Annotated in this window: 22 protein-coding genes; 17 read left to right on the top strand and 5 right to left on the bottom strand. The window is 71.4% G+C overall.

What is annotated here, in order from left to right; translation table 11 throughout:
* Positions 1 to 4 precede the first annotated feature (4 nt).
* From sdhD to DEJ20_RS12425, 3 genes are all read right to left on the bottom strand, one after another.
* Positions 5 to 451 (bottom strand): succinate dehydrogenase, hydrophobic membrane anchor protein, encoded by a 447-nt coding sequence (gene sdhD / locus DEJ20_RS12435; protein ID WP_027466446.1) that lies wholly within the window; start codon positions 449 to 451, stop codon positions 5 to 7.
* 11 nt (positions 452 to 462) lie between these two features.
* The gene (gene sdhC / locus DEJ20_RS12430; protein WP_111235549.1) at positions 463 to 927 is read right to left on the bottom strand and encodes a succinate dehydrogenase, cytochrome b556 subunit; all 465 of its coding nucleotides are present in this window, start codon (positions 925 to 927) and stop codon (positions 463 to 465) included.
* Positions 928 to 1004: 77 nt separating this feature from the next.
* Complete coding sequence (locus DEJ20_RS12425; protein WP_258377176.1) at positions 1005 to 2240, bottom strand: glycosyltransferase family 4 protein; 1236 nt, start codon at positions 2238 to 2240, stop codon at positions 1005 to 1007.
* 166 nt (positions 2241 to 2406) lie between these two features.
* On the opposite strand from DEJ20_RS12425, the gene DEJ20_RS12420 reads away from it, so the two are divergent.
* The 13 genes from DEJ20_RS12420 (at position 2407) to DEJ20_RS12360 (ending at position 16692) form a co-directional block, all read left to right on the top strand.
* Positions 2407 to 3522 carry a mannose-1-phosphate guanylyltransferase gene (locus tag DEJ20_RS12420; protein WP_110861300.1) on the top strand — a complete coding sequence of 372 codons (1116 nt, stop codon included), beginning with the start codon at positions 2407 to 2409 and terminating at the stop codon, positions 3520 to 3522.
* 198 nt (positions 3523 to 3720) lie between these two features.
* Positions 3721 to 4785 (top strand): BMP family lipoprotein, encoded by a 1065-nt coding sequence (locus DEJ20_RS12415; RefSeq protein WP_027466452.1) that lies wholly within the window; start codon positions 3721 to 3723, stop codon positions 4783 to 4785.
* A 193-nt stretch (positions 4786 to 4978) separates the two neighbouring features.
* Entirely contained in the window at positions 4979 to 6499 is a 1521-nt protein-coding gene (locus DEJ20_RS12410; RefSeq protein WP_111235547.1) for an ABC transporter ATP-binding protein, read from the top strand.
* Positions 6500 to 6554: 55 nt separating this feature from the next.
* Positions 6555 to 7922: an ABC transporter permease gene (locus DEJ20_RS12405; RefSeq protein WP_181431563.1), complete on the top strand. Its 1368-nt coding sequence runs from the start codon at positions 6555 to 6557 to the stop codon at positions 7920 to 7922.
* Positions 7919 to 9211, top strand: coding sequence for an ABC transporter permease (locus DEJ20_RS12400; RefSeq protein ID WP_111235546.1), 1293 nt, complete (start codon positions 7919 to 7921; stop codon positions 9209 to 9211). The genes DEJ20_RS12405 and DEJ20_RS12400 overlap by 4 nt, the downstream gene beginning before the upstream one ends.
* Positions 9212 to 9230: 19 nt before the next feature.
* Positions 9231 to 9713 (top strand): cytidine deaminase, encoded by a 483-nt coding sequence (locus tag DEJ20_RS12395; protein WP_111235545.1) that lies wholly within the window; start codon positions 9231 to 9233, stop codon positions 9711 to 9713.
* Between the two features lies 1 nt (position 9714).
* A complete protein-coding gene (locus tag DEJ20_RS12390; protein WP_111235544.1) occupies positions 9715 to 11013 on the top strand; it encodes a thymidine phosphorylase in 1299 nt (432 codons plus the stop codon).
* 120 nt (positions 11014 to 11133) lie between these two features.
* On the top strand, positions 11134 to 12246 hold the full coding sequence (locus DEJ20_RS12385; RefSeq protein ID WP_027466458.1) for an adenosine deaminase: 1113 nt from the start codon (positions 11134 to 11136) through the stop codon (positions 12244 to 12246).
* Positions 12247 to 12249: 3 nt separating this feature from the next.
* Positions 12250 to 12696, top strand: coding sequence for a PTS sugar transporter subunit IIA (locus tag DEJ20_RS12380; RefSeq protein WP_111235543.1), 447 nt, complete (start codon positions 12250 to 12252; stop codon positions 12694 to 12696).
* On the top strand, positions 12693 to 12971 hold the full coding sequence (locus DEJ20_RS12375) for a PTS sugar transporter subunit IIB (RefSeq protein WP_027466460.1): 279 nt from the start codon (positions 12693 to 12695) through the stop codon (positions 12969 to 12971). The genes DEJ20_RS12380 and DEJ20_RS12375 overlap by 4 nt, the downstream gene beginning before the upstream one ends.
* 100 nt (positions 12972 to 13071) lie before the next feature.
* Positions 13072 to 13914 (top strand): purine-nucleoside phosphorylase, encoded by an 843-nt coding sequence (locus tag DEJ20_RS12370; protein WP_111031934.1) that lies wholly within the window; start codon positions 13072 to 13074, stop codon positions 13912 to 13914.
* Positions 13911 to 15575, top strand: a complete 1665-nt coding sequence (locus tag DEJ20_RS12365) for a phospho-sugar mutase (protein ID WP_111235542.1) — start codon at positions 13911 to 13913, stop codon at positions 15573 to 15575. Before DEJ20_RS12370 ends, DEJ20_RS12365 begins: the two co-directional genes overlap by 4 nt.
* 178 nt (positions 15576 to 15753) lie before the next feature.
* A complete protein-coding gene (locus DEJ20_RS12360; RefSeq protein ID WP_111235541.1) occupies positions 15754 to 16692 on the top strand; it encodes a hypothetical protein in 939 nt (312 codons plus the stop codon).
* Between the two features lie 84 nt (positions 16693 to 16776).
* Here DEJ20_RS12360 and DEJ20_RS12355 read toward each other — a convergent pair whose 3' ends face one another.
* Both DEJ20_RS12355 and DEJ20_RS12350 read right to left on the bottom strand, forming a co-directional pair.
* On the bottom strand, positions 16777 to 18561 hold the full coding sequence (locus DEJ20_RS12355) for an acetyl/propionyl/methylcrotonyl-CoA carboxylase subunit alpha (RefSeq protein ID WP_111235540.1): 1785 nt from the start codon (positions 18559 to 18561) through the stop codon (positions 16777 to 16779).
* 79 nt (positions 18562 to 18640) lie between these two features.
* Complete coding sequence (locus tag DEJ20_RS12350) at positions 18641 to 19435, bottom strand: Maf family protein (protein ID WP_111235539.1); 795 nt, start codon at positions 19433 to 19435, stop codon at positions 18641 to 18643.
* Positions 19436 to 19449: 14 nt separating this feature from the next.
* Between DEJ20_RS12350 and DEJ20_RS12345 the strand changes: the two genes are divergently transcribed.
* From DEJ20_RS12345 to DEJ20_RS12330, 4 genes are all read left to right on the top strand, one after another.
* The gene (locus tag DEJ20_RS12345; RefSeq protein WP_111235538.1) at positions 19450 to 20709 is read left to right on the top strand and encodes a class I SAM-dependent RNA methyltransferase; all 1260 of its coding nucleotides are present in this window, start codon (positions 19450 to 19452) and stop codon (positions 20707 to 20709) included.
* 201 nt (positions 20710 to 20910) lie between these two features.
* A complete protein-coding gene (locus DEJ20_RS12340; protein WP_111235537.1) occupies positions 20911 to 21630 on the top strand; it encodes a response regulator transcription factor in 720 nt (239 codons plus the stop codon).
* A gap of 5 nt (positions 21631 to 21635) precedes the next feature.
* Positions 21636 to 22889, top strand: a complete 1254-nt coding sequence (locus DEJ20_RS12335) for a sensor histidine kinase (RefSeq protein ID WP_111235536.1) — start codon at positions 21636 to 21638, stop codon at positions 22887 to 22889.
* Positions 22859 to 23935: a DUF8320 family protein gene (locus tag DEJ20_RS12330; RefSeq protein WP_284183329.1), complete on the top strand. Its 1077-nt coding sequence runs from the start codon at positions 22859 to 22861 to the stop codon at positions 23933 to 23935. The genes DEJ20_RS12335 and DEJ20_RS12330 overlap by 31 nt, the downstream gene beginning before the upstream one ends.
* Positions 23936 to 24357: the final 422 nt, after the last annotated feature.

Below are 24357 nucleotides of genomic sequence, written 5' to 3'. Positions count from 1 at the left end.
GGTGCTACTGCGCCGGGCAGAAGGACGGCAGGTCGGCGGCAGCGGCGCCGGCGGGGCACGGGTCGAAGGTCCAGCAGACGAGGAGCCCGAGGACGATCAGCACGACGCAGGCGGCCAGGATCGCGACGAGGAGGGTCTTGCGGATGCCGGGCTTCGACACGTAGTCGTTGACGATCGTGCGCATGCCGTTCGAGCCGTGGATGAGCGCGAGGACCAGCATGAGCGAGTCCCAGACCTGCCAGAAGGGGTTGGCCCACTTGCCGGCGACGAAGGCGAAGTCGATCTGCTTGACGCCCTCGCCCGCCACCATGTTGACGAAGAGGTGGCCGAAGATCAGCACGACGAGCAGCACACCCGAGGCGCGCATGTAGATCCAGCCCCACTTCTCCCAGTTGGTGGTGCTGCGGGCGGCTGCGGCCGAGCGGGGAGGTTCGACGATCTGCGTGGTCATGTTCGTGCCCCTCAGTTGAAGTCCGCGACGAGGTTCATGAGCTGGCGGGGCAGGAAGCCCGCGATCGCCACGGCCCACAGGACCATGACGATCCAGAACATGGCCCGCTGGTACTTCGGGCCCTTCGACCAGAAGTCGATCAGGATGATCCGCAGGCCGTTGAAGGCGTGGAACACGATGGCCATGACGAGCGCGATCTCGCCGAGGTTCATGATCGGGGTCTTGTACGTGCCGATGACCGCGTTGTACGCCTCTGGGGAGAGCCGCACGAGCGCCGTGTCGAGGATGTGCACGAGCAGGAAGAAGTAGATCGCGACGCCGGTGATGCGGTGGAGGACCCACGACCACATCCCGATCGAACCGCGGTAGAGCGTGCCCTGTGGCGTCCGAGAAGCCCGTGGCGCATCGATACGCTCTCCGTCGATACGTACGTCGGGCACCGCGGTCGCCGTACCCCCGCCGGTGTGCTCAGCCATGAGCTCGTCCTTCCATAGGACGGGCTCGCCCGATCGGCGAGCCCTTGCCGTTCGTGTTCGTGTGGAACACGACCATCCTATGCGCGGGCGCTGACCTTCTCGTCCCGACCGGCCCGGAGGCCCCGTCCGACGGGCGGCGCGCCGATGGTGCGGGCCGTGTCGTGGTGGTCGAGGAGCTGGTCGCCGACTGCCTCCCAGGTGGTGCCCTCGACCCGGAGCCGACCGGCGGAACCCATCCGCTCCGCCAGCGCGCGGTCGTGGTGCAGCCGCAGGACCGCGTGCCGCAGGGCCTGCGGCGCATCGGCGTCGTAGAGCTCGCCGTCGAGCCCCGGGGCGACCAGGTCGAGCGGGCCGCCGGACGCCGGCGCGATCACGGGCAGGCCGGAGGCGTGGGCCTCCTGCAGGGTCTGCCCGAAGGTCTCGGCCGGACCGGTGTGCACGAACAGGTCGAGCGACGCGTACGCGTCGGCGAGTGCGTCGCCGCGCAGGGGGCCGGTGAAGGTGACGTCGAGGTGCCGGAGCCGACGTTCGAGCATCGCCCGCGACGGACCCCCTCCGGCCACGACGACCCGGATGCCGGGGACGCCGCCGAGTTCGGCGAGCCGCTCGACCTCCTTCTCCGGGGCCAGGCGTCCGACGTACCCGACGATGGTCTCGCCGTTCGGGGCCAGGCGGCGGCGGAGTGCCCGCACGTGCCCGGTCGACCGGCGCGCGGGGTGGAACAGCTCGGTGTCGACGCCGCGACCCCAGCGGGCGACGCGGGGCACGCCCTCCTCGGCGAGCATCGCGGCCGTCGCGCTCGACGGGGCGAGCGTCAGCGAGGCGCCGGCGTGGATGCGTCCGAGGATCTTCCGCACCAACGGGACGGTCGCGGTCAGGCCGTTGCGGCGGGCGAACCCGGCCACGTCGGTCTGGAAGACGGCGACGGAGGGGATGCCGAGCCTCCCGGCTGCCGTGATCGCGCGCCCACCCACCAGGAACGGACTGGCGGCGTGGAGCACGTCGGCGCCGGAGGCGGCGAGGATCGTGTCCAGCACCGGGTGGGGGAGTGCCACCGGGAACTGGCGGTAGGCGACGGCGGGGATGCGGTGGACGTCGAAGGAGCGGTAGCGCTCGACGGCGCTGCGCGACCGGAACTGGGCGAGCCCGGGGGTGTCCGGTGCGATCACGACCGCGCGGTGACCCCGTCGTTCCAGGTGGTCGAGGACCGCCAGGACACTGGTGGTCACGCCGTTGAGGGTGGGCAGGAAGCTCTCGGTCACGACGGCGACGGTCCGGGGGGACGTGCCGCGCTCCACGCTGCGTGCGCTCATGGTGCTGCCCATGCTCCGGGCGTGACGTGACCCGGTGGGGCCGACGACGTGAACGGGACGCGCGCGACGGGTGAACAACGCGACGGCCGACGCTGCGGGAGCCCGCATGCGGGAATCGTGCGGAGACCACCCAGGATCCGCCCGGTGGGACCGGTACGGTGAGCGCGTGGCTGACGCTCTCGAAGACTTCTACGCGATCATCCCCGCAGGGGGCATCGGATCGCGCCTGTGGCCGTTGTCGCGCGCGGACGCACCCAAGTTCCTGCACGACCTGACGGGCTCCGGCACCTCGCTGCTGCGGCAGACCTGGGACCGCCTGGCGCCGCTCGCCGGCGACCAGCGGATCATGGTCGTCACCGGCCGTGCGCACCGGGTCGCGGTGGAGTCGCAGCTGCCCGGCGTCGAGGACCACAACGTGGTGCTCGAGAGCGAGCCGAAGGACTCCACGGCCGCCATCGGCCTGGCCGCGGCGATCCTGGTGCGCCGCGAACCAGACGTCGTCATCGGCTCGTTCGCCGCCGACCACGTCATCGGGGACGCCCGCGGCTTCCGTCGTTCGGTGCGCGAGGCCGTCGCCGTCGCCCGCGCCGGCTACGTCACGACCATCGGCATCACCCCGACGGAACCCGCGATCGGCTTCGGCTACATCAACGCCGACACCGTCGCGCTCGACATCGAGGGCGCTCCGACCGCACACGCGGTGAAGTCGTTCGTCGAAAAGCCCGACCTCGACACCGCCCGCTCGTACGTCGAGCAGGGCAACTACCTCTGGAACGCCGGCATGTTCATCGCGCGCGCCGACGTGCTGCTCGCGGAGATCGGCCGGACGAAGCCGGAGCTGCTGGCGGGCATCAACGAACTCGCCGACGCCTGGGACACCTCGGCCCGCGGCGCCGTCGTCGATGCCGTCTGGCCGATGCTCGAGAAGATCGCGATCGACTACACCGTCGCCGAGCCGGCCGCCGCCGCCGGACGCATGGCGGTCGTCCCCGGTGACTTCGACTGGGACGACGTGGGCGACTTCGCCTCGCTCGCCAAGCTGCAGTCCGGCGGCCGGCCGAACAACCTCGCCGTGCTCGGGGACGGCGCCCGCATCCTGGCGGACTCGTCGAGCGGCATCGTGATCTCGCACAGCCAGCGGCTCATCTCGCTCATCGGCGTCGAGGACATCGTCGTCGTGGACACCCCGGACGCGCTGCTCGTCACCACGAGCGCGAACGCGCAGCGGGTGAAGAGCGTGGTGGATGCGCTGAAGATCAGCGGCCGCGGCGACGTCCTGTAGCGCTCCACCGACAAACCCCCCGAACTGGGGGTGCGTGGGTGGCCCCGCGTTACGGGCGCGTTTCGGCGGGGTCGCGATCCCGTAACCGATCCGCAGGACCCCCGCAACGGGTCCTGTACCGACCCGACGGTCGTGTACTGTCGCCACGATCGCCCGGAACGCACGTGGTCCGGGCACGCTCCCCGGAGGAACCAACCCGTGACATCTCGTACCCGACAGGTCGTCCTCAGCGGCCTCGCGCTCGCCGGCACCGTCGCCGTCCTGGCCGGCTGCGCCTCGGCGCCGTCCACCACCGACTCGGCGAAGAAGACCGACTTCCGCCCCTGCATGGTCTCCGACGCCGGTGGGTTCGACGACAAGTCGTTCAACCAGCTCGGCTACGAGGGCATGAAGGACGCCGCCAAGGACCTCGGCGCCACCTACAAGGAGGCCGAGTCGAAGGACGCCACCGTCTACGACTCGAACATCGAGCAGCTCATCGGCCAGAACTGCAACCTCGTCGTGACCGTCGGCTTCAACCTGGCGGACGCCACGAAGAAGCAGGCCGCTGCGAACCCCGACACCGACTTCGCGATCATCGACGACAACTCGATCGACGCGAAGAACGTCAAGCCGATCACGTTCGACACCTCGCAGGCGGCGTTCCTCGCCGGCTACGCGGCGGCGTCCTACTCGAAGACCGGCGTCGTCGGCACCTTCGGCGGCATGCAGATCCCGACCGTCACCATCTTCATGGACGGCTTCGCGGACGGCGTGAAGTACTACAACGAGCAGAAGGACAAGGACGTCAAGGTCGTCGGCTGGAACGTCGACACCGGCAAGGGCTCCTTCACCGGTGGCTTCGAGGCCGGCACGCAGGCCAAGTCGGTCGCGCAGACGCTCCTCGACCAGGACGCCGACGTGATCCTCCCCGTCGGTGGCCCGATCTACCAGTCCGCTGCCGAGGCCATCAAGGACGCCGACAACGGCTCCGTCCTGATCGGTGCGGACAGCGACCTGTACGAGGCCGACCCCCGCTACAAGGACATCGCCTTCACCTCGGTCGAGAAGGGCATGCGCCCGGCCGTGAAGGACGTCGTCGAGCAGGCGGCCGACGACAAGTTCTCGAAGGACCCGTACGTGGGCACCCTCGAGAACGACGGCGTCGGCATCGCCCCGTTCCACGACTTCGAGTCCAAGGTCGACAAGGGCCTGCAGGGCGAGCTCGACGATGTGAAGGCCGGCATCATCGACGGCTCGATCAAGGTCAAGACCCAGTCCTGACCCGATGAACGCGGGCGGGGGAGCATCCCTCGCCCGCGTTCTCGTGCGCCCGGGTGGCGCACACCACATCGTGCGCCCGGCGGCGCACACCACATCGTGCGCCCGGCGGCGCACACCACATCGTGCATCCGCGGGGTGCACGCGACACCGTGCGCCCGCGTGGCGCGCGCGAGACAGAAATAGACTCCCGAACATGAAGCTCGAACTCCGCGGCATCACCAAGCGGTTCGGCGCCCTGGTCGCCAACGACCACATCTCGCTCACCGTCGAGCCGGGTGAGGTCCACTGCCTCCTGGGTGAGAACGGCGCCGGCAAGTCCACCCTGATGAACGTCCTGTACGGCCTGTACGACGCCGACGAGGGCGAGATCCTGCTCGACGACGTGGTGCAGGACTTCGACGGCCCCGGTGACGCCATGCGCGCCGGCATCGGCATGGTGCACCAGCACTTCATGCTCGTGCCCGTGTTCACCGTCGCCGAGAACGTCATGCTGGGGCAGGAGCAGACCACCTTCGGCGGGCGGCTCGACCTGGCCGGTGCCCGCAAGCGCGTGCAGGAGATCTCCGACCGCTTCGGGTTCGACGTCGACCCCGACGCCAAGGTCGAGGACCTGCCCGTCGGTGTGCAGCAGCGCGTCGAGATCATCAAGGCGCTGTCCCGCGACGCCTCCGTGCTGGTGTTCGACGAGCCGACGGCCGTCCTCACCCCGCAGGAGACCGACGAGCTGATGGGCATCATGCGCCAGCTCCGCGAAGCCGGCACCGCGATCGTCTTCATCACCCACAAGCTCCGCGAGGTGCGCGAGGTCGCCGACCGCATCACGGTGATCCGCCTCGGCAAGGTCGTCGGCGAGGCATCGCCGACCGCCACGAACAACGAGCTGGCCGCGCTGATGGTCGGCCGTGCCGTCTCGCTCGTGGTCGACAAGGCTCCCGCGACCGGTGGCGCCGACGCCCTGGTCGTCGAGAACCTGACCGTGACCGACCCATCCGGCATCGTGCTCGTCGACGACGTCTCCTTCACGGTGCGCCGCGGCGAGGTCCTGGCGATCGCCGGGGTGCAGGGCAACGGGCAGACCGAGCTCACCGAGGCGATCATCGGCCTCGAGCCCGCCCACGCCGGCCGCATCACCCTCGACGGCAAGGAACTCACCGGGCGGAGCGTCAAGCAGGTGCTCGACGCCGGCGTCGGCTTCGTGCCGGAGGACCGGAAAGAGGACGGGCTCGTCGGCGAGTTCACGATCGCCGAGAACCTGATGCTGGACCGGGCCGACCACGCCGAGTTCGTCCGTGCCGGCACGATCCGGGCGGCCGAGCGCGACGCCTTCGCCGACGAGAAGATCGCCGAGTTCGACATCCGGACGCCGGGTCGCACCACCGCGGCCGGTCGGCTGTCCGGCGGAAACCAGCAGAAGATCGTCCTGGCGCGCGAACTCAGCCGCGAGCTGCGGCTGTTCGTCGCCGCGCAGCCCACCCGCGGCATCGACGTCGGCTCGATCGAGTTCGTCCACAAGCGCATCGTCGCCACCCGCGACACCGGTGTGCCGGTCATCGTCGTCTCCACCGAGCTCGACGAGGTCGTCGCCCTGGCCGACCGCATCGCCGTGATGTACCGCGGCGGCATCGTCGGCATCGTCCCCGCGGCCACCCCCCGCGACGTCCTCGGCCTCATGATGGCCGGGGAGATCCCCGAAGGAACGGAGCTGGCCGCATGACCGGTTCGGCCGGCGAGATCCACGCCACACCCACGACCGGAACGGAGCTGGCCGCGTGACCGCGCAGGAACCAGACAACACGCAGCAGCCGGTGCCGGCTGCGCACGGCACCGCGGACGCCCCGCTCACCGACGACCGTCTGCAGGAGGTCGAGTCGACCCCGCACCTGATGACGGACTCGGCGGAGGACACCGAGCGCCGCAACGGCGCCGGTGGTGACCGCTGGCAGGCCGCCCTGCAGGGGATCCTGAACGGCTCCGTGCTCGTCACGGTGCTCGCCGTCGTCCTCGCGCTGGTCGCGTGCGGCATCCTCATCGCGGTGACGGACGAGAACGTCCGTGCCACCGCCGGCTACTTCTTCGCCCGCCCCACCGACATGCTCCAGGCGATCGGCACCGCGGTCGGCGGCGCGTACGCCTCCCTGTTCCAGGGCTCGGTGTTCAACTTCGGCGCGGACTCGTTCCAGCAGGCGATCGGGCCGCTCACGCGCTCCGTCGACTACTCGGTGCCGCTCATCGCCGCCGGGCTCGGGATCGCGCTGTCGTTCCGCGCCGGACTGTTCAACATCGGCGGCCAGGGCCAGATCCTGATGGGCGCCGCGGCCGCCGGGTGGGTCGGGTTCTCGTTCGACGGCCCCGCCGCGATCCACATCCCGCTCACGATCATCGCCGGCATCGTCGGTGGCGCGGTCTGGGGCGGCATCGTCGGGGTGCTCAAGGCCCGGACGGGTGCGAACGAGGTGGTCGTCACGATCATGCTCAACTACGTCGCGCTCTACCTGGTCAGCTACCTGCTCCGCACCCCGGGCCTGCTGCAGGCCCCGGGCAGCAGCAACCCGATCTCGCCCGCCACGAAGGAGAGCGCCCTGCTGCCGCAGCTCTTCGGCGTGCGGTACGGCGTGGACCTCGGGTTCATCGTCGCGATCATCGCGGTCGTCGTCGTCTGGTGGCTCGTCAACAAGTCGTCGCTCGGCTTCCGGTTCCGCACCATCGGTGAGAACCCCCGTGCCGCCCGTGTGGCCGGCATGAGCGTCCCGTCGCTGACCATCTGGGTCATGGTCATCTCCGGCGCCCTGGTCGGCATCGCCGGTGCCTACCAGGTGCAGGGCGCCGTCACCACGGGCTTCACCTCGGGCATCGACGCCGGCATCGGCTTCGACGCCATCACCGTGGCCCTGCTCGGCCGTTCGAAGCCGTGGGGCGTGTTCTGGGCGGCGATCCTGTTCGGCGTGCTGAAGAACGGTGGCTACGCCATGCAGGCCGCCAACGGCATCCCGATCGACATCGTCGGCGTCATCCAGGCACTCATCGTCCTCTTCATCGCTGCGCCGCCGCTCGTCCGCGCGATCTTCCGGATCCCGCAGCCGGGTACACGCAAGCGCACGAAGACGAGCAAGAACAGCAAGAAGGCGGTCGCCGCATGAGCACCCTCAGCCCCACCGCGGCCGCGCCGCGCATGCCCCTGGACGACCGCCCGGTCGAGACGACCCGCAGCTGGAAGCTCCCGATCGGGTACGGCGTGTTCACGCTGCTCGCGCTCGTGCTGTTCGGCTTCGGACACCGCCCCGGAACGGCGACGCTCCGCCTGGCCTCGAAGGGCGACTTCTTCGCGCTGCCGAACCTCCCGCTGCCGGCGACGGCCACCGGGATCGTCGTCACCGTGCTGCTCGCGCTCGCCACGGTGTACGCGATCGTCGAGACCCGTGCCTCGCGTCGTGTGCCGCTCTGGGTGACCTCGGTGTTCGCGATCGTCTTCGTAGTCGGCTTCCTCGCATGGGCGGTCGCCGGCGACTCGATCACCATCCCCGGCATGCTCTTCGGTGCGCTCGGCCTCGCGGTCCCGCTCGTCTTCGGTGCACTCGGCGGTGTGATCTCCGAGCGTGTCGGCGTGGTGAACATCGCGATCGAGGGCCAGTTCCTCGCCGGTGCGTTCACCTCGGCGCTCATCGCCTCGCTGACCGGGTCGCCCTGGGTCGGTCTCGTCGGTGCCCTCGTCGCGGGTGTGCTCGTGTCGTTCGTCCTCGCGGCGTTCAGCATCAAGTACCTGGTCGACCAGGTCATCGTCGGTGTCGTCATCAACGCCTTCATCTCGGGCCTGACCGGCTTCCTGTACTCGCAGGTGCTGTCCCCGAACCAGCAGACGCTCAACATCGGCATACGGTTCCCGAAGTTCGAGGTGCCGGTGCTCCACCAGATCCCGATCATCGGACCGATCTTCTTCGAGCAGTCGGTCGTCGTCTACCTGGCCTACATCGCCGTCGCGGTCGTCACCTTCGGCTTGTTCAAGACCCGTTGGGGTCTGCGGCTCCGCGCCGTCGGTGAGCACCCGCAGGCCGCCGACACGGTGGGCATCAACGTCACGAGCACCCGGTTCTGGAACGTCTCGCTCGCCGGTGCGATCGCGGGCCTCGGCGGGGCGTACTTCACGCTCGATGCCACCGGCGGGTTCACGAAGGACATGACGGCGGGCGCGGGCTACATCGCCCTGGCCGCCGTGATCTTCGGCCGCTGGGACCCGATCAAGGCCACGCTCGCGGCGCTGCTGTTCGGCTTCGCGTCGAACCTGCAGAACACGCTCAGCGCGGTCGGCTCGCCCGTGCCGAGCGAGTTCCTGCTGATGCTGCCGTACGTGGTGACGATCTTCGCCGTGGCCGGCCTGGTGGGGCAGTCGCGCGGCCCAGCCGCGTCCGGCAAGCCCTACATCAAGAGCTGACGGCCTGGAGGCACGACACATGACCGACGCACACGCTGCAGGTGACCAGGGGGTCACCGTCACCGACCCGGCGGACGCCGCCACGGGCTTCCCGGTCGACGACGTGGACTGGGGCGCCCTGCGGGACGCCGCCACGGCCGCGATGCGGCGCGCCTACGCGCCGTACTCGTCGTTCCCGGTGGGCGCCGCGGCGCTCACCGACGACGGCCGGATCGTCTCCGGCTGCAACATCGAGAACGCGAGCTACGGGGTGACGCTCTGCGCGGAGTGCTCCCTCGTGTCGCAGCTGCACATGACCGGCGGCGGCAAGCTCGTCGCGTTCACGTGCGTCGACGGTGACGGGGCGACCCTGATGCCGTGCGGGCGCTGCCGCCAGCTGCTGTTCGAGCACTCGACCGAGGGCATGCTCCTCGAGACGCTCTCCGGCATCCGCACCATCGACGAGGTCCTGCCGGACGCCTTCGGGCCGCGGACCCTCGCCACCTACCAGCAGGAGCACTGACATGGCCGTCGAGCCGTTCGACACCGTCGACCTCATCCGCACGAAGCGCTCCGGCGGGGCCCTCAGCACCGCCGAGGTGGACTGGCTCGTCGACGCGTACACCCGCGGCTACGTCGAGGACCCGCAGATGGCCGCGATGGCGATGGCGATCTTCCTGAACGGGATGGAGCGGCGCGAGATCAAGGACCTCACGCTCGCGATGATCGCGTCGGGGGAGCGGATGTCGTTCTCGTCGCTCGGCAAGACGACCGTGGACAAGCACTCCACCGGTGGTGTCGGCGACAAGATCACGCTGCCGCTCGCACCCCTGGTGGCGTCGTTCGGCGTCGCCGTGCCGCAGCTGTCCGGCCGCGGACTCGGCCACACCGGCGGGACGCTCGACAAGCTCGAGTCGATCCCCGGCTGGCAGGCGTCCATCTCGAACGACCGCATGATGCAGGTGCTGCAGGACGTCGGCGCGGTCATCTGCGCGGCCGGGTCCGGCCTGGCACCCGCGGACAAGAAGCTCTACGCGCTCCGCGACATCACCGGCACGGTCGAGTGCATCCCGCTCATCGCGTCGAGCATCATGTCGAAGAAGATCGCCGAGGGCACCGGTGCGCTCGTGCTCGACGTCAAGTTCGGGTCCGGCGCGTTCATGCCGACCTACGAGGCGTCCCGGGAGCTCGCGCAGACCATGGTCGACCTCGGCAACGACGCCGGGGTCGCGACCTCGGCGCTGCTGACCGACATGGAGGTCCCGCTCGGGCTGACGATCGGCAACGCGCTCGAGGTGCGGGAGTCGGTCGAGGTGCTCGCCGGCGGCGGCCCCGCCGACGTCGTCGAGCTGACCGTGGCGCTCGCGACCGAGATGCTCACGCTGGCCGGACTGCCCGACGCCGACCCCGCCGCGGCGCTCGCGGACGGCCGCGCGATGGACACCTGGCGTCGGATGATCGAAGCGCAGGGCGGGGACCCGTCCGCCGCGTTGCCCGTGGCCCGCGAACAGCACGTCGTCACTGCTCCGACGTCGGGGGTCCTCACGCAGCAGGACGCGCTGCCGTTCGGCGTCTCGGCCTGGCGGCTCGGGGCCGGTCGTGCCCGCGCGCAGGACCCGGTGCAGGCCGGCGCGGGCATCGAGCTCCACGTCAAGCCGGGGGACATCGTGACCGAGGGCCAGCCGCTCTGGACGCTGCACTCCGACGACGCGTCGCGGATCCCGCGCGCGCTGGAATCGCTCGAGGGCGCGTGGACCATCGGCCCGGCGGGCTCCGCTGCCGCGGCACGGGGGCCGATCGTGCGCGAGCGCATCGGGTCCTGAACTCGGCCACCCGACCGACCGGAGGCTCCCTGCACACCTGTGGGGAGCCTCCAGTGTCTTCCGTCGTGGGTTGTGCACAGGTGCCTGCGCGGCGGCGGTGACCACCGATAGCCTGGGGGCATGAGCGCCGACGCCCCGACCTACCGCCTGCCCGACGCCGGGGCGGTCATCAACGACCTGCCGAAGGTCTCGCTGCACGACCACCTCGACGGCGGCCTGCGTCCCGCGACCATCATCGAGCTCGCAGCCTCGGCGGGTGTCACGCTCCCCACCACCGACCCGGCCGAGCTCGGGCAGTGGTTCGCCGACCAGTCGAACTCCGGCTCCCTGGTCGAGTACCTGAAGACGTTCGACGTCACCACGTCGGTGATGCAGACCGCGCCGCAGCTCACCCGGATCGCCCGCGAGTTCGTCGAGGACCTGGTCGCCGACGGCGTCGTCTACGGCGAGGTCCGCTGGGCGCCGGAGCAGCACCTGCAGGGCGGACTGACCCTCGACCAGACGGTGGAGGCCGTGCAGGCCGGCATCGAGGAAGCCGTCGACGCCGCCGGTGGGCGCATCCGCGTCGGCCAGCTCGTCACCGCGATGCGGCACGCCGACCGGTCGCTCGAGATCGCCGAGCTCGCCGTCCGGCACCGTGACGCCGGGGTCGTCGGCTTCGACATCGCCGGTGCCGAAGCCGGGTTCCCCGCCTCGAACCACCGCGCCGCCTTCGACTACCTGGCGTCCGAACTGTTCCCCGTCACCGTGCACGCGGGCGAGGCCGACGGGCTCGCCTCCATCCGGTCCGCGCTGGTCGACGGCCGGGCGCTCCGCCTCGGGCACGGCGTCCGCATCTTCGAGGACGTCGCCCTGTCCGACGCCGGCGACGGTTCGACGCTGGCCTCCCTGGGCGAGGTCGCCTCGTGGGTCCGTGACCGCGAGATCCCGCTCGAGGTCTCGCCGTCGTCCAACCTGCAGACCGGGGCGATCGCCGCGTGGGGCGACGACCTCGCCGACCACCCGTTCGACGTGCTCTACCAGCTCGGCTTCCGCGTCACGGTGAACACCGACAACCGCCTGATGAGCGGGACCTCGCTGTCGAAGGAGCTCGCACTGCTCGCCGGCACGTTCGGGTACGACCTCGACGACCTGGCCGCGTTCCAGATCAACGCCGCGCTCGGGTCGTTCCTGCCGCTCGAGGACCGCGAGGAGATCATCGCCACCATCACGGCCGGGTACCAGGAGGCCTGACGCATGGGACTGCCACCGCTGCCGGACACCGCCGTCCTCCTCGGTGCGGACGCGCCCGCGTGGCGTGACGCGATGCGCCTGGTCGGCGGTGCGCTCGCCGCTTCGGGCGCCACCACCGACGAGTACACCGACGCCATGATCGGCATGGTCGAGGAGCACGGGCCGTACATCGTCATCTCGCCGGGGCTCGCGTTCGCGCACGCCCGGCCGGGTGGTGCCGTCGTGCGGGACGGACTCGCGATCGTGACGCTCGCGTCGCCGGTGGTGTTCGGACACCCGCACAACGACCCCGTCCGTGTGGTGCTCGGGCTCGCGGTGGCCGAGGTCGGCACCCACCTGGAGTCGATCGGCGAGATCGCGAACCTGTTCAACGACGCCACCGTAACCGGACGGATCGCGGCGGCGACCACGGCGGACGAGGTCCGCGCGATCATGGGGGTCTCCGCGTGAAGATCGTGACCATCTGCGGCGCCGGCATCGGGTCGAGCGGCATCCTCAAGGTGAACGCCGAGAAGGCGCTCGACGCCCTCGGGTTGTCGGCGTCCGTCGTCGCGGCGGACGTCGCGTCCGTGCGGGACGTCTCCGACGACGCCAACGTGATCCTGACGAGTCAGGAGTTCGTCGAGGCGATCGGCGACACCTACGCCGAGGTCATCGTCATCGCGAACCACTTCGACCAGGGCGAGATCACGGCGGCGGTGGACCGGGCGCTCGGCGAGCACTGAGGCGGGTGCGGCGGCGGCCGTGCGGCGGGCGCGGCGGCGGCTGCTGCGGCGGGTGCGGCGGCGGCCGCTGCGGCGGGCGTCCGCCCTTTAGAGTTGGGGCATGAGCACCGAAAACCCGCTGAACGACCCCGCTGCCGACCCGTTCGAGGTCGCGCGGGCCGCCGCCGCCGTCATCGCCGAACAGTCCGGCATCGAGCGGCACGACATCGCCCTGACCCTCGGGTCGGGCTGGGGCAAGGCCGCCGACATCATCGGTGAGACCGTGTCCGAGATCCCGGCCGAGCAGGTCCCCGGGTTCAGCGCCTCGGCCGTCCCCGGACACTCCGGCACGATCCGGTCGATCCGCCTCGCCGACGGCCGCCACGCGCTCGTCATCGGGGCCCGTACCCACTACTACGAGGGCCACGGGGTCCGTCGGGTCGTGCACAGCGTCCGCACGGCCGCGGCGACCGGTGCCTCGATCATGGTGCTGACCAACGGTGCCGGCGGCATCAAGGAGCACTGGACCCCGGGCACCCCGGTGCTCATCAGCGACCACATCAACCTGACCGCGGACAGCCCGCTCGAGGGCGCGACGTTCATCGACCTGACCGACCTGTACTCCGCGCGTCTGCGTGAGCTGGCCCGGACGGTCGACCCGTCGCTCGACGAGGGCGTGTACACGCAGTTCCGCGGCCCGCACTACGAGACCCCGGCCGAGGTCCAGATGGCGAAGACCATCGGCGGACACATCGTCGGCATGTCGACCGCGCTCGAGGCCATCGCCGCCCGTCAGGCCGGCATGGAGGTCCTCGGGTTCTCGCTCATCACGAACCTCGCCGCGGGCATCCAGAAGACCCCGTTGTCGCACACCGAGGTGCTCGAGGCCGGCAAGCAGGCCGAGCCGGTGATCGCCGACCTGCTCGCACGCGTGGTCGCCGCACTCGGGCAGCCGGCATCGTGAAGCTCGACCTCGACCAGGTGCTCGGCACCGCGCGGACGTGGCTGGCGCAGGACCCCGACCCGGAGACCCGCGACGAGCTGGCCGCGGCGATCGACGCGGCGGCCGACGGTGACGGTCCCGCTGTCCGGGCGCTCGCCGAGCGGTTCGACGGTCGGCTGCAGTTCGGCACCGCGGGACTCCGCGCGGAACTCGGCTGGGGCCCGCTGCGGATGAACCGGGTCGTCGTGACCCAGGCCGCTGCGGGGCTCGCACGGTTCCTCATCGACACCGGCCGCTCGCGCAGCGTCGTGATCGGGTACGACGGCCGGGTGAACTCGGACGTCTTCGCACGTGACTCGGCCGAGGTCATGCGCGGCCTCGGGCTCGAGGTCACCCTGCTGCCCTCGGCCCTGCCGACGCCGGTGCTCGCGTTCGCCGTCCGGCACCTCGACGTCGGTGCCGGCGTCATGGTCACGGCGAGCCACAACCCGCCGCGGGACAACGGGTACAAGGTCTACCTCGGTCAGGACGACGACGGCTCGCAGATCGTGCCGCCCGTCGACGGCGAGATCGCGGACGCCATCGACGCCGTCGCCGCGGGCTCCGTCACCGACCTGCCGCGCGGCACGGACTACACCGTCGCGTCGTCGGCCCTGGTCGACGCCTACGTGGCCGCCACGGCCGCGATCGTGCCCGCTCCCGCACTCGGGGTCGACGAGCAGCCGAAGGTCGTCTACACGGCCATGCACGGCGTCGGGTGGGAGACCGCTCGCGCGGTGTTCGCGGCGGCCGGGTTCGCGTCACCGACGGTGGTGCCGGAGCAGATCGAGCCGGACGGTGCGTTCCCGACGGTGTCGTTCCCGAACCCCGAGGAGCCCGGCGCGATGGACCTGGCGATCGACCGCGGGCTCGCCGTCGGCGCCGACCTGGTGATCGCGAACGACCCCGACGCCGACCGGCTCGCACTCGCGATCCCGGACGGATCCGGTTCCTACCGTCGACTGTCGGGCAACGAGGTCGGCTGGCTGCTCGGGTGGCGGGCCGCTGCACGGGCGTCGGAGTCCGGTGCGACCGGCACCCTCGCCGCTTCGATCGTCTCGTCGCCGGCGTTGGCCCGGGTGGCCGCGCGCCACGGGCTGGAGTACCGCGACACCCTGACCGGCTTCAAGTGGGTGTCGCGGGTGCCCGAGCTGCTGTTCGGGTACGAAGAGGCCCTGGGCTACCTGGTCGACCCGTCGGTCGTGCGCGACAAGGACGGCATCTCGGCTGCGCTGGAGCTGCTGTCCCTCGCCGACGAGCTCGCCGCGTCGGGCTCGACCATCGCCGACCACCTCGAGGCCTTCGCCGCCGAGTTCGGCGCGTTCGCCTCGGGGCAGGTCGCGACCCGCGTCGACGACCTGTCGCGCATCGGCGAGATCATGGCGTCGCTCCGGTCCACGCCGCCGTCGACGCTCGGCGGGCTGGACGTGCACACGGTGACGGACTACGCCGACGGGGTGGCTGGCTTCCCGCCCTCGGACATCCTGCGCTACGACCTGTCCGGCGACGCCCGGGTGATCGTCCGCCCGAGCGGCACCGAGCCCAAGGTGAAGGTCTACATCGACACCGTCGCGGACACCCCCGCCGAGGCGCAGCGCCTGGTCGACGCCCTCGCCGACGCGGTGCGCCCCCTGGTGTCGTAGGGCGCGGTCCTGCCCGAACCAGGTTCCGGACACAGCACCGCGCATCTTCGCGGTGCTGTGTCCGTTCCGCAGTGTCGCGTGGGCCCGATACCGCTCCACAACGGCAACGGTCGCCTGGTTCTCCACAGCGACCGGGTGATCGTGCCGTGAGCGGTCGCCGGAACGACAGGCTGTCCCGATGGAACGCCTCACGCTCATGACGACTCCGGTGGACAGCGCAACGGCTCGCAGCATGCGGCGCAGAACGGAGCGGGGCGAGTTCCTCCGCATCGGCCACGGCGTTTCGACCCCCGCCCAGGCGTTCAGGGATGCGTCGGAAGCGGCTCGTCACCGTGCCCGGATCGACGCCGTCCTCGCTGCCTCCCGTCCGGGGCTGATCGTGTCGCACGCGTCGGCCGTCGTCATGCACGGGCTGCCGTGGTTCGGGTCGCTCCCGGATCGCGTGGCCCTCACCGACCCCACGCGCGACCGTGCGCAGCGCCTGCGGTTCAGCGACAAGGTGCCGGCGCGTGGTCGAGACGTGGCAACCGTGCTCATCGACGGGGTCGAGACGACGGACCTGGTGACCACGGCCATCGACGTTGCGCTCCGATCTGACCGGGGCCATGCCCTGGTCGTCCTCGACGCGGTGCTCCGACGAGGGGCCGATCGTCACGACCTGCTGGCCGAACTCGAATCGCGACCGACACGCCGTGGTGCCCAGCGGGTCCGAGCGCTCCTCGAGCTCGCGGATGGTCAGATCGAGTCCGTCGGAGAGAGCCTCGCGCTGTTGGTGATGCACGATCTCGGGTTGCCACGGCCGGAGCTGCAACACGAGTTCTCCGTCGACGGCCGATGCATCGCACGGGTCGACTTCTGGTTTCCGGAGCAGGGGGTGGTCGTGGAGTTCGACGGACTCGTCAAGTACCGGGCCGGCGAGGTTCGGGGCGCGCGGACGGCAGAAGAAGTGGTGATCGCGGAGAAGTTCCGAGAAGACGCGGTGCGTGCAGTCCCGGGGGTCCGCGGTGTCGCGAGGCTGATCTGGCGCGAGGTTCTGCCCGGCGGGGATGCTCCGTCCACGCTCCGGAGGTCCGGACTCCCGGTCCCACTGGCGAGCCGCACGACACCGACGTGGTGACGCACCGTGGAACGGACACAGCACCGTGTAGATGCACGGTGCTGTGTCCGGAACCTGGTTCCGGGGGAGAGAAAGAACCCCGCGCTACGCGAGCTCGAGCAGCATGTGACCGGACGAGACCGTCTGGCCGACCGGGGCGTTCAGCCCGGTGACGACGCCGTCCTTGTGGGCCTGCACGGGCTGCTCCATCTTCATGGCCTCGAGCACGACGAGCAGGTCGCCCTTCACCACGGTGTCACCCTCGGCGACCGCGAGCTTCACCACGGTGGCCTGCATCGGCGACGCAACGGACGACCCGGACTTCGCCAGACCCCCGCGGACAGCCGACGAGCGGCGCTTCGGGGGAGCGGAGGGGCCGGCCGGACGACGACCGGCGACACCGCCGGCAGCACCGCCACCGACGATCGACGGCATGGTGACCTCGATGCGCTTGCCCTGCACCTCGACGACGACGCTGTCGCGCGCAGCCGGAGCCGGAAGTTCCTCGGGGGAGCCGCTCCACGCCGGGATCTCGTTGACGAAGTCGGTCTCGATCCACTGCGTGTACACGGAGAACGGTGAGGAGTCGTCGGTCGCGAACGCCGGGTCCGACACCACGGCACGGTGGAAGGGCAGCACGGTCGGCAGGCCGGTGACCTCGAACTCGGCGAGTGCGCGACGCGAACGCTCCAGCGCCTCGGCACGGGTGGCGCCGGTGACGATCAGCTTCGCGAGCATCGAGTCGAACGAGCCGGACACGACGTCGCCGGAGACGACACCAGAGTCGACGCGCACGCCGGGGCCGGACGGCGCGTTGAACGCGTGCACGGGACCGGGCGCGGGGAAGAAGTTGCGACCCGGGTCCTCGCCGTTGATGCGGAACTCGAACGAGTGTCCCCGCGGCGTGGGGTCCGAGTAGTCGAGCACGCCACCCTCGGCGATGCGGAACTGCTCACGCACCAGGTCGATGCCGGTCACCTCTTCGGACACGCAGTGCTCCACCTGCAGACGGGTGTTCACCTCGAGGAACGACACGGTGCCGTCGGCCCCGATGAGGAACTCGCAGGTGCCGGCGCCGACGTAGCCGACCTCGCGCAGGATCGCCTTGGACGACTCGTACAGCGCGGTCTGCTGCTCGGGCGTCAGGTAGGGCGCCGGGGCTTCCTCGACGAGCTTCTGGTGGCGACGCTGCAGCGAGCAGTCGCGGGTGGAGACCACGACGACGTTGCCGTGCTCGTCCGCCAGGCACTGGGTCTCGACGTGGCGCGGCTTGTCCAGGTACTTCTCGACGAAGCACTCGCCCCGGCCGAACGCGGCGATCGCCTCACGCGTGGCGGACTCGAACTGCGCGGCGACCTCGTCGCGCGTCCGTGCGACCTTCAGACCACGGCCGCCGCCGCCGAACGCCGCCTTGATGGCGACCGGCAGGCCGACCTCGTCGGCGAACGCGATGACCTCGGAGGCGTCCTTGACGGGCTCGATGGTGCCGGGGGCGAGCGGGGCGCCCACCTTCTCGGCGACGTGGCGCGCGGACACCTTGTCACCGAGGCGCTCGATCGACTCCGGCGACGGGCCGATCCAGACGAGCCCGGCATCGATGACGGCACGGGCGAAGTCGGCGTTCTCGGCGAGGAACCCGTAGCCCGGGTGCACGGCGTCCGCGCCGGAGCGGCGGGCGACCGAGATGATCTTGTCGATGACGAGGTACGTGTCGGCGCTCGTGGTGCCGTTCAGCGCGTAGGCCTCGTCGGCGAGGCGGGCGTGCAGGGCATCGCGGTCCTGGTCGGCGTAGACCGCGACCGATGCCTTGCCCGCGTCGCGGGCCGCGCGGATGATGCGGACGGCGATCTCGCCGCGGTTCGCGATGAGGACCTTGCTGATACGGGGCATGACACATCAGCGTATTCGTGCGGCGGGAGTGCGTTTTGACTGGCACCCACAAAGAACCACCCCGAACAGGTGCGGATGTCTACAGTGCCCACAGGTCGTGCCAGGCGATGCCGAAGCCCCGGAGGAGCATCGATCGCAGCACCGGCAGCGACATCCCGATCACGGCGGACGGTGCCCCGTCGATCCGCGTGATGTACGCCGCGGCCCGACCGTCGATGGTGAAGGCACCGGCCACCTCGAGCGGCTCGCCCGTCGCGACGTACGCGTCGATCTCGTCGACGGACACGTCGTCGGCGAAGGTCAGCACCGCGCTGTCGACTGCGACCACGCGGTCGCCAGCGGCGGCCAGCGCCGACCCGCCGGGCGCGACGTCACCCAGCTGCGGAACGCCGGCGGTGGACGTGACCAGGGACCGGACGGGAGGCACGGTGCGGGCCGGTGCCGCGCCTCCAGGCCGTCCCGTGGCCGGGTCCAGGTCCCGGCGCCGGTCGTCGCGTCGGCGATCGATCACGCAGTGTCCGCTCCACAGCGTCCCGCCGCCGGCGGCGAGCATCTGCCGCCAGCGCTCCCGGGCGACTGCCGGGTCGTGCGGCTTGCCGTACAGCTGTCCGTCGACCTCGAACGCGGAGTCCCCGCCGAACACCACCCCGTCGACCGGTGACCCGGCGACCGCGGAGTCGGCGACTGCGGACGCCTTCGCGACGGCGAGGAGCGAGACGAGCTCCGGACCGGTCAGGTCACGGCCGAGGGACGCAGCTGCTGCGGCGCCGACGGCGTCCTCGTCGACCCCGGGGGACACGAGCACGGGTTCGATCCCGGACTGGGCGAGGAGTGCTCGGCGGGCGGGGGATGTACTCGCGAGGTACAGACGCATGGGACCATCTCACCATGGGTGAATCCGTCGGCACGCTGCTCGAACTCGACGTCACCGGGATCGCCCACGGCGGCATCTCGGTGGCACGGCACGAAGGACGGGTGGTCTTCGTCTCGGACGCGATCCCCGGGGAGCGCGTCGTCGCCCGGGTGACCGAGGACCGCAAGAAGTCGTTCTGGCGCGCCGACACGGTCAGCGTCGTGACGCCGAGCGAGCACCGCGTCGACCACGTCTGGCCCGAGGCCGCGCTCGAGCGTGACCCCGAGACGCGCCCGGGTGGTGCGGAGTTCGGTCACATCGCCCTCGCACACCAGCGCACGCTCAAGCACGACGTCCTCGTCGACTCGTTCGCACGGTTCGCACGGATGGACCTCGCCGAGGCGCTCGGTCACGACGTCGTCGTCGAGGCCGCGCCCGGCGACGACGCCGCGAACGGCCTCGGCTGGCGCACCCGCGTCCGGCTGCACGTCGACGAGCAGGGCACCGCCGGCCCGTTCGCGGCCCGCTCCCACTCCGTCATCCCGGTGACCGGCCTGCCGCTCGCGACCGCCGTCGTCCAGCAGAGCGCCCCGCTCGGCCGTGGTGCGCTGCCGGGCTCGTCGGTCATCGACGTCCTCGCACCGAGTGGCTCCGAGGGAGCGCGGCTCGTCATCGACGACCAGAAGCCCACCGTGGTGACCGAGGTCGTGGGAGAGCGCACGTTCCAGGTCGACGACAACGGGTTCTGGCAGGTGCACCGCGCCGCGGCGACCGTGCTCACCGAGGCCGTGCAGGACCTCGTCGACCGCGACCGCCTCGACCCCGAGGGCACCCACCTGGACCTGTACGGAGGTGTCGGCCTGCTCGCCGCCGCCCTCGGCGACCTGGTCGGCCCGAAGGCGCGCATCACGAGCGTCGAGAGCGCCGCCCGTGCCACCGAGCACGCGCAGGAGAACCTGTCCGAGTGGCTCGGCGCCCGCGCCGAGACCGGCCGCGTGGACCGCTGGCTGACGAACACGGTGGCGAACGCCTCGCGCGCCGAGAAGGACCGCTTCCGCGCCGGCACGATCGTGCTCGACCCGCCCCGCGCCGGTGCCGGTCGTGACGTGGTCGTGCAGATCGCCGCGCTCCAGCCGGAGCAGGTCGTCTACGTGGCGTGCGACCCGGTGGCGCTGGCCCGCGACGTCGCGACGTTCGCCGACCTCGGCTACCGGCTCGAAGCACTGCGGGCCTTCGACCTGTTCCCGCACACCCACCACCTGGAAGCCGTCGCACGCCTGGTCCCCGCGCGCTGAGGTCCGGGCGCGACCGGGGCGGGCGCGACCGGGGCGGGCCCGGCCGCCGCTCCTTGCGTGCCGGGGTGTCCACCAATCGGCGGACCGGCCAGCGTGGCGCGGCGGAGAAGCCCCGCACCTGAGTCCGGGCTGGGTATCCTGGGTCGTTGATGGCACTCCGGTTTCAGGGGCCGGCGTCGCGCATCGGAACGAGAGGCCACTGTGGCAGCAGGAACGACAACCACCAGCACCGAGACGTCAGGGGCGGCCGCCAGGCCGGTCCGGGTCGCGATCGTCGACGACCACGAGTCCGTCCGACTCGGGATCCAGGCGGCGTGCCAGAACGAGGGGTTCGAGGTGGTGCTCACCGCCGCCAGCGTCCCCGAGTACGTCCAGAACCTCGACGGGCGAGAGGTCGACGTCGTCGTCCTCGACCTGTCCCTCGGTGACGGCTCGACCGTGACCGAGAACGTCAAGGGCGTGCAGGGGACGGGATCGGCGGTGCTCGTGCACTCCATCGCGGACCGTGTCGCCAACGTGCGTGAGGCGCTCGCAGCAGGGGCTGCCGGCGTCATCCCGAAGTCCTCGGCCACCAAGACCGTGATGGCCGCGGTCGCCACCGTCGCACGCGGTGACGTGCTCAACAACCTCGAGTGGGCGAGCGCCATCGACGCCGACCGCGACTTCGCGAAGGCGCAGCTCGGCCGCCGCGAGCGCGAGATCCTGCACCTCTACGCTTCGGGCCTCCCGCTCAAGCTCGCCGCCCAGCAGCTCGGCATCGGCTACTCGACGGCCCGTGAGTACCTGGACCGGATCCGTGTGAAGTACGTCGAGGTCGGTCGCCCGGCCCCGACGAAGGTCGACCTGCTGCGTCGAGCCGTCGAGGACGGGATCCTCCCCGGGCTCGACTCGGGCATCGACCCCGACGGCGACGGTCGCTGACACGGATGGCGACCGCGGCTGAGTCGGCGCGGACGGTCGTCGAACCGGCGCCGTTCGGCGCCGATCCGGCGCGCAGCGTCCGCGCCTCGATCACGCAGGCGTCGGTCGAGCGCGCGTTCGCGATCCTCCTCGCGATGGCGGCGATCGGCCTCGGCATCGTCGATGCGCCCGCGGTCCTGCAGCAGCTGCCGTACCTCGACCCGTTCTGGGGTCCGACGCTGATGCTCGCCCTCGCGGCGTCGTTCGTGTTCATCGGGGTCTCGGCCTTCGTGCAGCGGGTCGCCCAGCTGGCGCAGATCGTCTGTGCGCTGCTGTTCCTCGTCGTGCTCGTGACGTGGACGGCGACCGTGCAGGAGCCCATCCCGTCGTCGCAGCAGCCGTGGCCGTGGTGGTTCTGCACGGTCGGCTGCACGGCGGCGGCGATGGGCTTCGCCACGTGGCGCGCGACGGTCTACACGGCGCTCGTGCCGGCGGTATACGTCGTGATCCGGCTCAGCCCGCTCGGCGGGGACGTCGGGGTCCTCGCCGTCCTGCTCGACGGCGTGTACACGGCGCTGCTCAGCGGCGCGGTGCTCGTCATCGCCGTGGTGCTGCGGCGTGCGGCCACGTCGGTCGACACGGCGCAGTCCACAGCCGTGCGGCGGTACTCGCTCGCCATCCGGGAGCACGCCACCGAGGTCGAGCGGGTCCAGGTGGACGCCATCGTGCACGACAGCGTGCTCACGACGCTGCTCTCCGCCGCCCGGGCCGACACGCTCGAGGCCAAGACCCTCGCCGCGCGGATGGCCCGGAACGCGATCGACCACCTCGAGGCCGCGGCCACCGACGGTCCCGGTGACGTCGCGCCGGTCGCCCTCGGGGAACTCCGGGCGCGCATCCGCGAGGGCGTGAGTGCGTTGCCCGCCCCGGTCCGTCTGGTCCCGACACCGACCGGGTCGGTCCGCCTGCCCGCGTCGGTCGCCGACGCGCTGGCCTCGGCGGCGCTGCAGGCCGCGGTGAACAGCGTGCAGCACGCCGGCGACGCTGCCGTCTCCCGCTGGGTCCGCATCGAGCAGCAGGGGCAGGGGGTGCTCGTCGAGGTCGGTGACGACGGGCGCGGGTTCGACGTCGCGGCCATCCCCGCCGAACGGCTCGGTGTCCGCCGCTCCATCGTCGAGCGGGTCGCGACCGTCGACGGCCGCGCCGAGGTGCACACCGCACCGGGCGAGGGCACCCGCATCGTGCTGACGTGGTCGCCGGCCGCGAGGACGACCGCATGAAGGTCTCCCTGCCGGCGAGCATCGCCCTGGGCCTGGCGTCGCTGTTCTCCCTCTACCACCTGGTCCTCGCCGCAGCTACGCTGCCGCGCGTCGACCAGGTCGCCCCGATCATCGCCTGCATGGTCCTGTACGCCGCGGCCACCGGCCTGGCACTGTTCGTCCCCGGCAGGGTCCTGCCGGTCTGGACGGCCTGCTTCTCCCTCGCCACCGCCATCGTGATGCCGGTGATCGCCGCCCCCGTCCTCGTCGAGGGTCGTGGTCCCGGCTCCGCAACCTGGTGGATCGCGGCCATCGGCACGCTCATGGTGGTGCTCGTCGTGCGCGGTCGGGGTCCCTTCGCGTGGGCCGGCGTGCTGTTCCTGACCGTGTACACCGTCGCCTGGGCAGGCCTCGGCTCGCTCGGCGGGCTCGGCGTGGTCGGCAGCGTCGCCTGGGTCGCGATCGCCACGGTCTTCGCCGCCGCGATGAGCCGTGCCATCCGGAACACCCGCGAGCTCGTCCTCGCCGAGCAGGAGACCGCCGACTGGCAGGCCGCGCAGGACGCCCACGTCTTCGAGCGGCAGTTCCGGCTGAGCCAGACCACCCGGATGGCCCTGCCGATGCTGCAGCGCATCATCGACTCCTGCGGCGACCTCGACGATGCCGACCGTGCCGAGTGCCTGCACCTCGAGCAGGCCATCCGCGACGAGATCCGGGGCCGGTCCCTGTTGTCCGACGACGTCCGCGACGAGGTGATGCGCCTGCGCCGCCGCGGAGCGACCGTCCAGCTGCACGACGACGGCGGGCTCGACGACCTGGACGCCCCGGACATCCGCCGCATCCACGCCCGTGTCGCCGAGGCGCTCCGGCAGGCCCGCGACGCCGACAACGTCATCGTCCGGACCGTCGGCGAAGGGTCCGACTCCGCGGTGACCGTCGTCGGACTCCGCCTCGACGGTGCGGCCAGCGAGTCCGCGGCGCTCGGAGCGGGGATGGACGACGACGACGGGGACGAGGACGACTCCGTCGCGCTCTGGCTGGAGATCCCGCGGCACGAGCCGGCGTAGCGCGCGGCACGCGCACGCACGCCCCGCGCGGCACGCGTGTTGCGACGATGCACCACGTGATCGACGCGTGGATCGTCGCGAACGTGGTGCTGACGGCGCTGCGGAGGCGGGTGGTGCGCCGGGCGCGCGGGCGGCGGTGGACGCGATGGGGGACAGCCTGGAGGCCCGCGGCGGCCCGCCACGAGCCTCCAGGCCGTCACGTGGTCGCGCCGGGCTGGCGCGCCCGCGGAAGCGACCATGCCGCTGTCGTACGACGTCGACGGTGTCGTTCGGCATCGGCCGAGGCATTGACCCGACGCCTGCCCGTACGCGCCGAACACGCGCCGGAAACGGGGAACGGGCCGGTCGGATACCGACCGGCCCGTTCACGACCCGAGGCTGAGCGACAACCCGAATGTCGCCCTGCCTCGCAGCGGACGGTG

It is taken from the genome of Curtobacterium sp. MCSS17_005, assembly GCF_003234225.2.
In the GTDB taxonomy this organism is placed as follows: domain Bacteria; phylum Actinomycetota; class Actinomycetes; order Actinomycetales; family Microbacteriaceae; genus Curtobacterium; species Curtobacterium flaccumfaciens.
The sequence above is the reverse complement of the archived record's forward strand: the minus strand, read 5'-3'. Positions and strand labels throughout refer to the sequence as shown.